6 protein-coding genes and 5 pseudogenes are annotated in these 13,975 nt (G+C 58.0%); 4 read left to right on the forward strand and 7 right to left on the reverse strand.

The features are described 5' to 3' along the window. Positions 1-83 precede the first annotated feature (83 nt). The 4 genes and pseudogenes from N8E89_RS08235 to dut all read right to left on the reverse strand — a co-directional run bounded on the left by N8E89_RS08235 (position 84) and on the right by dut (position 3,079). Positions 84-1,089: pseudogene (locus N8E89_RS08235) on the reverse strand (proline racemase family protein). Further along, entirely contained in the window at positions 1,089-1,745 is a 657-nt protein-coding gene (locus tag N8E89_RS08240; protein WP_106662433.1) for an HAD family hydrolase, read from the reverse strand. Before N8E89_RS08240 ends, N8E89_RS08235 begins: the two are co-directional and overlap by 1 nt. A gap of 3 nt (positions 1,746-1,748) precedes the next feature. Beyond that, entirely contained in the window at positions 1,749-2,567 is an 819-nt protein-coding gene (locus N8E89_RS08245) for an isocitrate lyase/PEP mutase family protein (protein ID WP_106662434.1), read from the reverse strand. 25 nt (positions 2,568-2,592) lie between these two features. After that, positions 2,593-3,079, reverse strand: a pseudogene (dut, locus tag N8E89_RS08250) (dUTP diphosphatase). Between the two features lie 165 nt (positions 3,080-3,244). Here dut and N8E89_RS08255 point away from each other — a divergent pair. Continuing rightward, entirely contained in the window at positions 3,245-4,054 is an 810-nt protein-coding gene (locus tag N8E89_RS08255; protein ID WP_106662436.1) for a class II glutamine amidotransferase, read from the forward strand. An 88-nt stretch (positions 4,055-4,142) separates the two neighbouring features. Further along, a pseudogene (locus N8E89_RS08260) lies at positions 4,143-5,730 on the forward strand (peptide chain release factor 3). A 1-nt stretch (position 5,731) separates the two neighbouring features. Here the strand turns inward: N8E89_RS08260 and N8E89_RS08265 are convergent. After that, complete coding sequence (locus tag N8E89_RS08265; RefSeq protein ID WP_315975684.1) at positions 5,732-7,732, reverse strand: long-chain fatty acid--CoA ligase; 2,001 nt, start codon at positions 7,730-7,732, stop codon at positions 5,732-5,734. Positions 7,733-8,249: 517 nt separating this feature from the next. Between N8E89_RS08265 and N8E89_RS08270 the strand changes: the two are divergent. Beyond that, positions 8,250-9,885 (forward strand): annotated as a pseudogene (locus N8E89_RS08270) (Na+/H+ antiporter). 46 nt (positions 9,886-9,931) lie between these two features. On the opposite strand, the gene N8E89_RS08275 reads toward N8E89_RS08270, so the two are convergent. Continuing rightward, a complete protein-coding gene (locus N8E89_RS08275; protein ID WP_113172490.1) occupies positions 9,932-11,545 on the reverse strand; it encodes a GMC family oxidoreductase in 1,614 nt (537 codons plus the stop codon). A gap of 112 nt (positions 11,546-11,657) precedes the next feature. Beyond that, on the reverse strand, positions 11,658-12,101 hold the full coding sequence (locus tag N8E89_RS08280; RefSeq protein WP_106662441.1) for an SRPBCC family protein: 444 nt from the start codon (positions 12,099-12,101) through the stop codon (positions 11,658-11,660). 199 nt (positions 12,102-12,300) lie between these two features. Between N8E89_RS08280 and pgi the strand changes: the two are divergent. Continuing rightward, a pseudogene (gene pgi, locus N8E89_RS08285) lies at positions 12,301-13,955 on the forward strand (glucose-6-phosphate isomerase). The last annotated feature ends 20 nt before the right edge of the window (positions 13,956-13,975 follow it).

The following is a 13,975-nucleotide window of genomic DNA, read 5'->3' on the forward strand; positions in this document are numbered from 1 at the left end:
ATTCCCTTCACAAGGCGCAAGGGTGCGAACAGGCTGGTACCTACCTGTTTTCGGCAAAGTAGCGGTTGATTGGATACGTTGCGCTAAAGAACCAGAAATCCCTGTCCCAGCGGATCGTCTTCCTCGACGATGAATTCCGCCTTGCCACTGTAATAGGCATGACCGGAAACACGGGCGGTAATGGCATCGTATTCGCCGGCTTTGGTTTTGGAGGCGACGAAGCCCGCGAACCTTGACCCGACGATGCTTTCGAAAATCCGCGCATTGCCCTCGCGGATCTGGCCCTTGGCATGCATCGCCGCGAGGCGTGCGGTTACCCCGGAGCCCGTGGGCGAACGGTCAAGTTGCGCGTCGGCGAAGATGCAGACGTTCTTGGTCGGACCTTCATTCCAGGCATCAGCCCCATCGGTCAGAATGGAGCCGTAGAGGAACGCCAGATCCTTGTGATCGGGGTGGTCAAGCGGCACCGCCTCTTTCACCGCTTCCGTTAAGATCGTCGCGGCTTCGATGAATTTTTGAGCCGGATCGCGGCCAAACTCGAGACCGAATTGATGGCAGTCCGCCATCGCATAAAAGGCGCCTCCATAGGACACGTCGAACTTCACTGCCCCAAAACCGGGCAGGTCGATGCTTTGATCCCGTGCAAACAGGAAAGCCGGGACACTCTCAAACGAGACGCCGCCGGATTTGCCCTCGCGCACTTCGACGGAGGCGACCACCATGCCACATGGGCATTCGATATGAACCGTTGTCACCGGCTCCACCTTGGGAACAATGCCGTAATCAATGGCATAGCGGCCAAGCGCGATGATGGCGTGGCCACACATGGTGGAATAACCTTCATTGTGCATGAACAGCACCGCGAGATCGGCGCCGGGAAGATCTCGGCTGAACCAGCAATGCACCGTACATGTCGAAGTGTCCGCGCGGCTCGAACATCAGGATCCTGCGCAGGTGATCATGCCTGTCGCGTACATAGGCACGTTTCTCGAGGATTGTACCCTTCGGCAATTCGGGATAGCCGCCAGTGATGATGCGCAGCGGCTCACCGCCCGTGTGCATGTCGACGACCTTAAGTGGGGCATCCATCAGGCAATCTCCAGCAATGCGGGCAATTTGCGCATGTCGTCGAACAAAATACCTCCCGCGGCCGTCAGGCCATCGCGGTCCGCGTGCTCGTCGCCGCAATAGGCGAAGACACGCATGCCAGCGGCCGTTCCCGCTGTGGTTCCGGCAACACTGTCCTCGATCACTACGGCCTGGGAGGGCTCGTAGCCCATCTCTTTTGCGGCGTGCAAAAACAGATCGGGAAAAGGCTTTCCGCGAGCAACCATGGAAGCGCTATAGAGCACATTCTGGAAATGGCCGATAAGACCTGTTTTCCCGAGCGTTATGTACATCTTTTCGACATGCGCTGATGAAGCCACGCAAAAGGGAAGTGCGGCTTTCTTCACTGCAGAAATGACGTATTCAATGTGAGGGATGGCTTCGACACCATTTTCAAAGATGATGGGAATAGCCTGATACCAGCGGTCGACGAAATCCTCCCCGAGCGGATAACCTTCCGCTTCGACCTTCTCCTTGACGGCGCGCATCGGCATCCCGCACAGGTTTTTCCGTGCCTCTTCGAAGGTGATTGGGTAGCCGGATGCGCCGAGCATTTTCACGAGATGCTGGTTGGCAAGCGTTTCGGTATCGACCAGAACCCCGTCACAGTCGAAGATCACCAATTCGGGGCGTGCCATTATTCAGCTATCCTTATCCATGCCTTGTGAAAAGAGTTGTTGCAGGTCGCCAAATGGAACGCCTGTCTTGGTAAATTCAAAAGTGCCTTTGTCCAGAACCTCACGTGCGGCGTCGCGAACCGCGGTAAAGGCGGCCGTCGTCAAACGCGGGCCGAGCGAAATGCGGCGCACACCGATTGAAGCCAGCTCGCTGACGGTGAGCGATGCGGGTGCCAGCACACTCACCGGTTTTGAAACCGAAGCGCAGATTGTCCGGATGCGCTCGATATCGGAAATGCCGGGGGCAAAAAGTACATCGGCGCCGGCCTTCTCAAAGGCTTGCAAGCGCTTGATCGTGTCGTCGAAATCAGTCTGGCCGTGAAGGAAGTTTTCGGCCCGTGCCGTGAAGACAAAATCGGTCTTGAGGGCGCGCGCTGCTTCGGCTGCGGCCGCGACACGTTCGACCGCCAGCGAAAAATCGTAGATCGGCTTGTCTGGATCGCCAGAAAAATCCTCGATGGAGCAGCCGGCAAGTCCCGCCGCTTCAGCCGCAAAGATCGTCTCTGCGGCACTGTCGGCACTGTCGCCTTTGCCCTTCTCCAGGTCACCGGAAATCGGCAGGTCGGTCGCCCCGACGAGATCACGGCAATGCTGCATCATCACGTCGAAGGTAATTGTCCCATCGGGAAGGCCGCGTGAAAATGCGAAGCCGGCGCTGCTGGTCGCCAGGGCCTTAAAGCCCATAGAAGCAAGAAACTTTGTCGTCCCGGGGTCCCATGGATTGGGCATGAGAAAAATCTCGGATCGCTCATGCAACTGACGGAAAACCCTGCCCTTGTCCATGACGACCTCCCAGTCGAAAATCCAATCACGAAGTGCCCGTTGACCCGAACCCCCCAGCGCCGCGAGCCGTGTCACTTGCATGTTGCCGCTCTTCAATGGCGAGCTGGACAACCGGTGCCAGAACCACCTGCGCGATACGCATGCCGCGTTCCACGTAGAAATCGTCGTCGCCGAGATTGATCAGGATTACTTTTACCTCACCACGGTAGTCAGGAATCAATCGTGCCCGGCGTATTGAGGCAGGTAATTCCGTTCTTGATCGCCAGACCTGAACGCGGCCTTACCTGCGCTTCGAAGCCCTTGGGAATCTCGAAAATCAGACCCGTAGGTACCAAGGCTCTGCGACCGGGCAGAAGCAGCAAGGGCCGGTCTTCGGGTACGGCAGCACGAAGGTCCATGCCGGCGGAACCCGAGGTTTCGTAGGAGGGTAGTTCGAGTCCCTCGCCATGCGGCAAACGGACAAGACCCAGAGCTGGGTTTTTCGGATGAGCGGAATCGGTTTCTTGAGCCATGAAAGTCCTTTTTCACCAGTCGGCGGGCACCGTCAACTCACAAGATTGGGGTGCATCCATTCTTTGCACATAATCTCCTTCTAACAGGCTACCCCATCCGGGCGATTCCCAAGAATGAAATCACACGGTATTGTCAGTCTGTATGAGATCAAAACCAGGTGATTCATGTGTCGTTGGGCAGCCTATCTCGGACCGCAACTTTATCTTGAAGATGTTATCGCCTCTCCCTGTCACTCCCTGATCGCTCAAAGCCATGATGCGCATGAGGCCAAGACGCGCACAAATGGCGATGGCTTTGGTGTCGCCTGGTATGGCGAACGGGATGAACCGGGCCTATACCGCGATATCCTGCCGGCATGGTCGGACCAGAACTTGAAGAGCCTGTCGCGGCAGATTCGCTCGCATCTCTTTCTCGCCCATGTACGCGCATCGACCGGCGGGGCAACCAGCCGCATGAATTGCCATCCTTTCGTCTGCGGCAAATGGAGCTTCATGCACAACGGCCAGATCGGCCATTTCGATCGCTTGCGCCGCGGACTGGAAGCGCGTCTCGACGATGAACTCTACGCCCAAAAGTTTGGCTCGACCGATTCTGAACTGATTTTTCTGCTGATGCTGCAAAATGGTCTCGACGATGACCCGGCCGAGGCACTGGTCCGAACCGTCAATGACATTGTTGCGGAGGCCGAACGGGCCGGTGTTCCGGCGTTTGTCAGGCTCACCGCAGCATTTTCGGATGGCGAGCACCTCTACGCCGTCCGCTATGCCACGGATCGTTTCGCGCCATCGCTCTACACGGCGAGTCTGGCCGCAAGCGCCGGGCTGTGTGTGGTCTCGGAGCCGCTCGACGGTGAAGCGGGAAACTGGATTCCGGTGCCCCCAAATAGCTTCGTGACCATCAAAAACACCAAACGCATCGCCATTGAACCTTTCATGAGCGAAGAAAAATCCGGGCAGCTCGCCGAAACTGCCTGATCTGCCATTCAGAATTGGCAGTCGACGGCAAGGGCTGCGGCTGATAGAAGGCGCGCAACCATTCCCGTTTCAAGTTTGAGCCTTCTCTATGTCTTCTGCCGACCATCCTGTCTCCAAGCGCCGTACTTTCGCGATCATCGCGCATCCCGACGCCGGTAAAACCACGCTGACCGAAAAGCTGCTGCTGTTCGGCGGAGCGATCCAGCTTGCAGGCGAAGTCAAGGCAAAGAAGGACCGTATCCAGACGCGTTCTGACTGGATGAAGATCGAGCGCGAACGCGGCATCTCGGTTGTCACCTCCGTCATGACCTTCGAGTACAAGGATTGCATTTTCAATCTGTTGGACACGCCCGGCCACGAAGATTTCGCGGACGATACCTACCGCACGTTGACCGCCGTCGACAGCGCGGTCATGGTCATCGATGCCGCCAAGGGTATCGAGGCGCGCACGCTCAAGCTTTTCGAAGTTTGCCGCATGCGCGACATCCCGATTGTCACCTTCGTCAACAAGATGGACCGCGAAAGCCGCGATCCTTACGAAATACTCGACGAGATTGAGCAGAAGCTTGCGCTCGATACCGCCCCGATCACCTGGCCGATCGGGCGTGGCAAGAGCTTTGCCGGAACCTACAATCTGCAGAACAACACGGTGCGTCAGCGCGACTCGGAAGAAGTGCCGACGCCGGTCAACGGCCCTGAATCAGCCAAAGTGTCCGGCCTGTTGCCCGAAAACGAGCGTCAGGCTTGGATCGACGAGGTAACGCTCGCACGCGATGCCTGTAATCCATTCGACCTGCAGTCCTTCCGTGAAGGTCATTTGACCCCCGGTCTATTTCGGTTCGGCACTGCGCAACTATGGCGTGCGCGATCTGATCGAAGCCTTCTGTGACTTTGGCCCAAGCCCGCGAGCGCAGGATGCCGATACGCGCCGCGTCGAAGCGACCGAAGAAAAGATGACCGGCTTTGTTTTCAAGATACAGGCCAATATGGACCCCAATCATCGTGACCGGATCGCCTTCCTGCGTGTATGCTCGGGCAAGCTGTCGCGCGGCATGAAAGCCAAGCTGGTACGCACGGGCAAGCCGATGGGCCTGTCGGCACCGCAATTCTTTTTCGCCCGCAGCCGCCAGATTGCCGATGAAGCATGGGCAGGCGATGTCGTGGGCATTCCGAACCACGGCACCTTGCGCATCGGCGATACGCTGACGGAAGGCGAAGACCTCCTGTTCCGGGGTGTTCCGAACTTTGCCCCGGAAATTCTCCGCCGCGTGCGGCTCGACGATGCGATGAAAGCCAAGAAGCTGCGTGAAGCATTGCAGCAGATGGCGGAAGAAGGTGTTGTCCAGCTCTTCCTGCCGGATGATGGTTCGCCCGCCATTGTCGGCGTTGTCGGCGCGCTGCAGATCGACGTTCTGACGGAACGGCTAAAGGTGGAGTATACGCTCCCCGTCGGGTTCGAGCCGGCACGCTTCACCATCGCCCGCTGGATTTCAGCGGACGATCCGGCGGAATTGCAGCGCTTCATTAATGCGCATCGCGCCGATATTGCCCATGACCTCGACAATGATCCGGTATTTCTGGCGCAGAATTCCTTCTCGCTGTCCTACGAGGCGGAACGCTGGAAGGCGATCCGCTTCGCCGCGATCAAGGATTATCAGGTGCGCGAGGCCGCCTGACCTATGATCTGAGTTCCCGGCGCAGAATTTTGCCGACATTGCTCTTCGGCAATTCGTCGCGGAATTCGACCGAGCGCGGACGCTTGTAATTGGTCAGCCGCTCGGCACAGAATGCTTTCACCGCTTCTTCCGTCAGCGCCGGATCTTTCCGCACGACGAATAGCTTGACCGTCTCGCCCGAATGTTCGTTGGCAACGCCGATTGCAGCCGCCTCGCGGATGCCAGGATGCTCCATCGCCACTTCCTCGATTTCATTCGGATAGACGTTGAAGCCCGACACCAGGATCATGTCCTTCTTGCGATCGACGATCTTGGTGTAGCCGCGCTCATCCATATAGCCCATGTCGCCGGACCGGAAGAAACCGTCGGCTGTCATTGCCTTCTCCGTCTCGTCCGGACGGTTCCAGTATCCCGCCATGACCTGCGGCCCGCGAATGCAGATCTCACCAACTTCCAGCAAGGGAAGTTCCTTGCCTTCGTCGTCGCGAATGGAAAAATCCGTCGAGGGCAGGGGCACGCCGATGGTGCCGGAGAATTCCGTAGCGTCGAGCCGGTTTGCCGATGCCACAGGTGACGTTTCCGACAAGCCGTAGCCCTCGGTGATCAGGCAGCCGGTCACTTCCTTCCAGCGATCGGCCACCGGCTTTTGCACAGCCATGCCGCCGCCAAGTGACAAGATCAGTCCCGAGAAATCGAGCTTGCGGAAATCCTCATTGTTCAAGAGACCGTTGAACAGTGTGTTGAGGCCGGGGAAGATGTGCATCTTGTGCTTCTGCAGCTCCTTCACGAAGCCCGGAATGTCACGCGGGTTCGGAATGAGCACATTCACCGCTCCCTGTTCCATGCCCATCATCGCGTTCACTGTCAGAGCGAAGATATGATAAAGCGGCAAGGCGCAGATGAAGGTCAAATCGTTTGGCCGCGGCTTGATACGGTAGGCGACATCGCACCACAGCCGCATCTGCGCAACATTGGAAACGATATTGCTGTGGGTCAGGATCGCGCCCTTGGAAACACCGGTCGTGCCGCCGGTATATTGCAGGAAGGCAATATCGGGGCCCTTCACCTCAACAGATTTGAGGGTCAGGGCTGTACCTTTGACCAATGCTGTCTTGAACGGCGTATGGCCGGGCAGTGACCAGACAGGGACCATTTTCTTGACGCGCCGGACGACGAGATTCACCAAATGGCCCTTAAGGCCCATCATGTCACCCATTGCCGCAACGATCACATGCTGGACAGGGGTCTTGGTGATCACCTTCGCCAAGGTTGCCGCGAAGTTTTCCAGGATGACGATTGCCTTGGCCCCACTGTCCTTCAGCTGGTGCTCAAGCTCGCGCGGCGTATATAGCGGATTGATGTTGACGACGGTCAGACCTGCGCGGAGGATGGCTGCGATGGTAATTGGATATTGCAGCACATTGGGCATCATCACCGCGACACGATCGCCCTTTGCGAGGCCGCGCGACTGGAGCCACGCTCCCATCGATTGCGAGTAGCGGTCGAGTTCAGCATAAGTGATGCTCTTGCCCATGCAGCTGAAGGCTGGCCGGTTGCTATATTGCTTGAAGGCCATGGCAAACAGATCGCCGACCGAATCATACTGCAAAGCGGCGATGTCGGCGGGTACACCGTCGGGATATGATTTGACCCACAGCCTGGGCGTGGGCCTCACCGGCTGCGCCGCATCGGTCTTTGGTTTTGATGTCGGTTTGGATGCCTTGGCTTTGGCCGCGAGCTTTGTCGCTGGTTTCGCAGGGGCTGGTGCAGCGGCCGCATTTTTCACATTTGCAGCCTTTGTCTTTGCGGGCCCTTTGGCTGAGCGAACCGCCTCTGTGGCAACGGGTTCTTTCTTTGACGCCGGCGTTGTGCCTTTGGCTGCGGTCTTCGCTGTTGGTGCCGGGGTGACGGCCGGGGCCTTGGCAATCCCCTTTGCAGCCTTCGCCTTTGCAGGCGCACCTGACGGTTTGCTGGCCACGGTCTTGTTGTTTGCCGCCTCCACTGTTTTGGCATCAGCCGGTGTCTTGGCTTTGGCTGCGGGCTTTGCTGCCTGTTTCGCCGGTGCCGGCTTTGCAATCGGAGCCCCGGCAATCCCCTTTGCGGTCCTCGTCTTGGCAGGAGCTTTCACCGGGCTGCTGGCCGCGGCTGTCTTGACACCACCGGCTGACTTTTTTGAAGCAGGTGCGGCGGTCTTCGCCTTGTCAGATGCCGCTTGAGCACTTGCGCGCCTGAGCGTTTTTACCGGTGTTGTCTCGTTCGCCACATTAACCTCCCAGTTGTTTCCCTAAGCCCGGTTCGCGGTTCTCCAGCCGCGCCCCATGCTACTCAACAATCCTATCTATTGCGAGAGGCGTCACCCATGCAAGTATTTACATTGACGTAAACGTAAAAATAGTCAGTCCGCTGTTTTTTCGCAATTCATTCAAAGGGCGCACTCTTGGCACAAAGTTGCCAAGGTTCGCCTCGACAAAGCATTCGCACTTCCTTCATCTTGTTCACCGAACGAAACTGGATCCACCGTGGAAACAATAACCATTGTCCTCCTGATGCTCCTGGCCGTGGTTGTCAGTGACTCCATTATCCGCATGCTGCCACTGCCGGTGCCTCTGCCGCTGGTGCAAATCGGGCTTGGCGCGGTGATAGCTTCCCTGACCACCATTCGGGTGGAACTTGACCCCGATATTTTCTTCCTTCTGTTTCTGCCGCCGCTGCTGTTCCTCGATGGCTGGCGCATCCCCAAGGAAGGGCTTTTCCGCGACAAGGGCATCATCCTTGAAATGGCGTTGGGCCTGGTCATTTTCACCGTGCTTGGCGTCGGCTTCTTCGTGAACTGGATGATTCCGTCAGTACCCCTCCCTGTCGCATTCGCGCTGGCGGCCATCGTTTCCCCGACCGATCCGATCGCCGTCTCCGCCATTGCTGCGCGTGTACCGATCCCGTCACGCATGATGCACATACTGGAAGGTGAATCGCTGCTCAACGATGCATCCGGACTGGTCTGCATGCGCTTTGCCGTCGCTGCAATGCTCACCGGGTCGTTCTCCTTGTCAGAAGCGTTCTTCACCTTCCTGTGGCTCGCCATCGCCGGCACCGCCATCGGCGTCGGCGTTACCATTGGAGTAACCCGCGGCAAAGCGTTCCTGACCCGGCATCTTGGCGAGGAGAGCGGTTCGCAAATTCTCATAAGCCTGCTCATCCCCTTCGGCGCTTACCTTCTTGCCGAACATGTTCACGCTTCCGGTATTCTGGCAGCTGTCGCCGCCGGCATTACCATGAGCTATGCCGAAAACACCGGCCAGTCACTGGCATTGACAAGGGTGCGGCGCACTGCCGTGTGGGACACGGCGCAGTTTGTGGCGAATGGTGCTATCTTCGTGCTTCTCGGCGAACAACTTCCGGGCATATTTTACGGCGCGGTCGAGAACGTGCAGCAGGCAGGGAGTTCGAGTCCCTGGTGGCTATTGGTCTATGTGGTGGTGATTTATGCAGCACTGGTGGGACTTCGATCTCGCATGGGTTTGGGCCTCATGGCGCATCGCCCTGTCGCGCCCTTCCAGTCGGGAGAATAACATCGTACGGCCGAGTTGGCAGCTTGTCGCCACCATGTCATTTGCCGGTGTGCGTGGCGCAATCACGCTGGCCGGTATCTTGACGCTGCCGCTTTTCCTGCATGACGGAAGTCTTTTCCCTGCCCGCGATCTGGTCATTTTCCTGGCAACGGGCGTTATCATCCTGTCGCTCCTCATGGCCAGCCTTTGCCTTCCCCGGTTACTCAGGAATATCGATCTGCCTGCTGAGGATCTGAACCAGAAAGAGGAAGACTATGCGCGTATTGCCGCCGCCGAGGCGGCCATCATGGCGGTCGAACGGGCGCAGCACGATCTCGCTGCCGGACGCGCCGACGCTGACATCTATGCCGATGTGGCAACGCAAATCATGGAACTCTACCGCAAGCGGATCGACGGGCGCATGCATCTCGGCGAGGAACGCGAACAGACGGCTCGAAGCGAGGAGATCGGTAAGCTGCTGCATATTACTGCGTTGAACGCCGAGCGGCAGGAAATATATCGTCTGGTGCGGGCAAGGCGGCTTGAAAGCACCATGGCCACGAAGATGGTCCGCGATATCGATCTGCTTGAAGCCAGATATGGCTAGAGCCTTTCATACCTCATGGGCGGGAAGGAGTAGCAACCTGTCCAGATTACGCCTGATCTTCCAATACCAGCTCTGCACCCTTTGCCCCCACCATCATCGCGGCGGCATTGGTATTGCCCGAAATAAGGTTCGGGAACACTGAGCAGTCAATAATACGCAGGCGGTCCACACCATGGGCCCTCAGGCGCGGATCGACTACGCCCTCCAAAGGGTCGGATCCCATGCGGCAAGTGGAAACCGGATGATAGACGGTGCCGCTGCGCCGTCTGAAATCCGCAATGAGTTCATCGTCGCTCCGGCAGGCCGGCCCAGGCAACAATTCCTCGACGATCAGTCTGGACATTGTCGGTGTCGCGGCGATCTTGCGCAGGAATTTCACCGCGTCGAGCATCTCGGCAACGTCATGCTCCGTCGAAAATGCATTTGGCATGATGCGCGGCTGTTCCAGCGGATCGTTGGAGCGAATATGAATCGAGCCTGTACTCGTCGGGCGGCAATTGGAAAGGCCGATCGAGAAACCAGGCCAGGGATCCGGTGTGAGGATTGGTCTTTCACCCGTCTTGGGTACGACGGTAGAAAACGCCTGGAAATAAAGCTGCATGTTGGCTCGCTTGCGCGATGGATCGGTGCGGAAAAAACCACCGCCCTGGTTCATGCTGATTGAGAGCGGCCCGGTCCGCAACAACAGATATTCGATCCCGGCGAGAGCCTTGCCCCACCAGGGTCGCAACACCTGGTTGAGCGATGGAATATTCGCCCGGAAAGTATAATTGATGCCGAGATGATCCTGCAGGTTCTCACCCACCTGTGCGTTGTCGTGAACGACCGGAATACCAAGCTGACGCAGGCGCGCCGCATCGCCGATGCCTGAAAGCTCGAGGAGTTGCGGTGTGTTGACAGATCCACCGCAGAGGATCACTTCTCGCCCTGCCTTGACCGTTTCTCCTGTCCCATGACGCTTGAATTCGACGCCGGCCGCGCGCGTTCCCTCAAAGACGATGCGGGTCACCAGTGCCTGCGTGATGACGGTGACATTCGGGCGCTTCATCGCCGGGCGCAAGAATGCCCGCGCCGCCGACATCCGCCTTCCGCCCTTGGTCGTCAGCTGGTACGCACCAACCCCTTCCTGTGTTGCGCCATTGAAATCCGGATTGTATCCGAGCCCGGCTTCCTGAGCCGCCTTGATCAAATGGTTGGCGAGGGGATGGAACAGTTTCGAGCAATCGGTAACTTGGAGGCGGCCACCGCGCCCAAGGCTGTTGGACGGCCCTTCGTGATTTTCAAGCGAGCGGAAGACCGGCAGCAGGTCCGAAGCGCCCCAGCCGGGATTGCCGCGGTCACGCCATTCATCAAAATCTTCCGCGGCGCCGCGGACATAGACCATTGCATTGATTGAACTTGATCCACCGAGCACCTTTCCGCGCGGCCAGTAGTCGGCAGTGCCACCGAGACCTGGATCAGGCTCGGCGCGATACATCCAGTTGACCGATCTGTCATAGAACGTCTTGCCATAGCCGAGCGGCATGGAAACGAAGAAACGCCGGTCGCTGCCGCCGGCTTCCAGGACCAGTACCGAATACCGGCCATCCGCAGACAGCCGTTCCGCCACGACCGAACCGGCCGATCCGGATCCAACGATGATGAAGTCAAAACAGCGCATGAATACCTAGCCTGGATGCAAAACCGCATCTGAGGAGGATATCCGGCTTCGGTGTCATAAACCCAAACGGCTTTGCGCCATGGCTTATGGAAATTGCGACAGGAGAGTGGCTTTAGCTTCCGCTGATGGTCTGGTTGAGGTTTTCGAAGAATTGCGTGGCGAGTTTCTTCGATGTCGACGAAATCAATCGGCTGCCAAGCTGCGCGATCTTGCCGCCGACATCTGCGTTGACCACGTAGGCCAGCACTGTTTCGGCGCCCTCCTCGGTCAGGGTCACATCGGCTCCGCCCTTGGCAAAACCGGCAATGCCGCCTTTGCCTTCGCCGGAGATTGTATAAGACGATGGCGGGTTGAGATTGGTGAGTTCGACCTTGCCGTTGAAGCGCGCCTTGACCGGACCGATCTTGACCCCGACCGTGGCTTCCAGCTCCGTGTCGGAAATCTTCTCAAGGCTTTCGCATCCCGGAATGCACGCTTTCAAGACTTCGGGATCGTTCAAGGCCTTCCAAACGGCGTCACGCGATGCGGCAATGCGTTCTTCTCCCGTCAAATCCATGCTGAACCCTCCCTCACTTTGCGCAATTTAGAATAATATTTGGACAAATAGAAGCGCTTCTGCGCCGTAGTTCCGCCCGCATTTGCCCCACACTCTTACCCTATTATGGAAAGCGTAGAGATTCTTCCTTCGATCAATTGAACTAAAACCATTCCAATGGCAGTTTGCCCACAATCAAGCGTGACTTCAGGAGACAGACATGGCGTCAGAACAAGCGAACGACCTCAAGCGGTCGGTTCAGGCATTGAAAGCACATTGGAAAAACGGCGCTCCAAAAAATATGCGCGCGACCTTTGCCGACGATTCAAAACGCTTCTCCCGCTACTCGCTCCAGCTCGATGATCTTCTGCTTGATTGGTCCAAATGCCTGGTGAATGACGAGACGCTTTCCCTGCTTGGCGATCTGGCAAAAGTCGCGAACGTCGAGGAGCTGCCGCGACGCAATGTTTGCCGGCAAACCAATTAACAATACTGAGGGCCGGGCGGTGCTGCACATCGCACTGCGCAATCGCTCGGGCAAGCCGATCAAGGTCGATGGCGAAGATGTCATGCCCGGCGTCAAGGAGGTGCTTGACCGCATGGCGGCCTTCGCCGATGGTCTGCGATCGGGCAGCATCAAGGGCTCGAAGAACAAACCGATCACCGATGTCGTGAATATCGGCATCGGTGGCTCCGATCTTGGACCCGCCATGGCGAGCGCTCGCCATGTCGCCGTACCATGACGGGCCGAGGCTGCATTTCGTCTCCAACATCGATGGCGCGCACATCGCTGATACGCTTGCCGGTCTCGATCCTGCGACGACACTGATCATCATCGCCTCGAAAACTTTCACCACCATCGAGACAATGACCAACGCGAAGGCAGCGCGCAAATGGATTGCCGATGCACTTGGCGAGAAGGCAGTCGGCAAACACTTCGCCGCCGTTTCGACAGCGCTGGACAAGGTGGACGCTTTCGGCATTCCCGCGGATCGTATTTTCGGTTTCTGGGATTGGGTCGGCGGCCGCTATTCGATATGGTCGGCCATCGGTCTGCCGCTGATGATAGCGATTGGTCCGGAGGATTTCGGCCGGTTCCTCGATGGCGCCCATGCGATGGACGAACATTTCCGCAAGGCGGCTCTACCCAGGAACCTGCCTATGATTCTTGGCCTGGTCGGCTATTGGCACCGCGCCATCGCCGGTTATACCAGCCGTGCCGTGATTCCGTACGACCAGCGCCTCTCACGCCTGCCTGCCTATCTGCAGCAGCTCGACATGGAGTCCAACGGCAAGGGCGTGACCGTCGATGGCAAACCCGTTGCCGGTCCCACCGGCCCGGTCGTCTGGGGCGAACCCGGCACAAACGGCCAGCACGCTTTCTTCCAGCTACTGCACCAGGGTACGGACACGATCCCGGTGGAATTCATCGTTGCCGCCAAAGGCCATGAGCCGCATCTCGACAACCAGCATGAGATGCTGCTCGCCAACTGCCTTGCCCAGTCCGAAGCGCTGATGAAGGGCCGCACGCTCGAAGAGGCCAAAGCCCAGCTTGCGGCAAGGAACCTGCCCAAATCCGAAGTAAACCGCATCGCGCCACACCGCGTCTTCACCGGCAACCGCCCGTCGATCACGATTGTCCATGACAAACTCGATCCTTACGCGCTCGGACGTCTGATTGCGCTTTACGAGCACCGGGTGTTCGTCGAGGCACAGCTCTTCGGCATCAATGCCTTCGATCAGTGGGGTGTGGAGCTTGGCAAGGAACTGGCAACGGAACTCCTGCCGGTCGTCTCCGGCGAGGTCAAGCCAAAGGACAAGGACGCTTCCACGCAAGGGCTTGTCGCGCACTTGCGCAAGCGCCGCGAGAAATAGAGCTAAAGTCACACGAAATA

It is taken from the genome of Phyllobacterium sp. A18/5-2 (assembly GCF_025452215.1).
Taxonomy (GTDB): Bacteria; Pseudomonadota; Alphaproteobacteria; order Rhizobiales; family Rhizobiaceae; genus Phyllobacterium; species Phyllobacterium sophorae.

Bases quoted from the DNA above. Each gene is read 5' to 3' on its own strand.
- N8E89_RS08255 (WP_106662436.1), top strand. From the start codon at position 3,245: ATGTGTCGTTGGGCAGCCTATCTCGGACCGCAACTTTATCTTGAAGAT.
- N8E89_RS08245 (WP_106662434.1), bottom strand. From the start codon at position 2,567: ATGGACAAGGGCAGGGTTTTCCGTCAGTTGCATGAGCGATCCGAGATT.
- N8E89_RS08280 (WP_106662441.1), bottom strand. From the start codon at position 12,101: ATGGATTTGACGGGAGAAGAACGCATTGCCGCATCGCGTGACGCCGTT.
- N8E89_RS08240 (WP_106662433.1), bottom strand. From the start codon at position 1,745: ATGGCACGCCCCGAATTGGTGATCTTCGACTGTGACGGGGTTCTGGTC.
- N8E89_RS08275 (WP_113172490.1), bottom strand. From the start codon at position 11,545: ATGCGCTGTTTTGACTTCATCATCGTTGGATCCGGATCGGCCGGTTCG.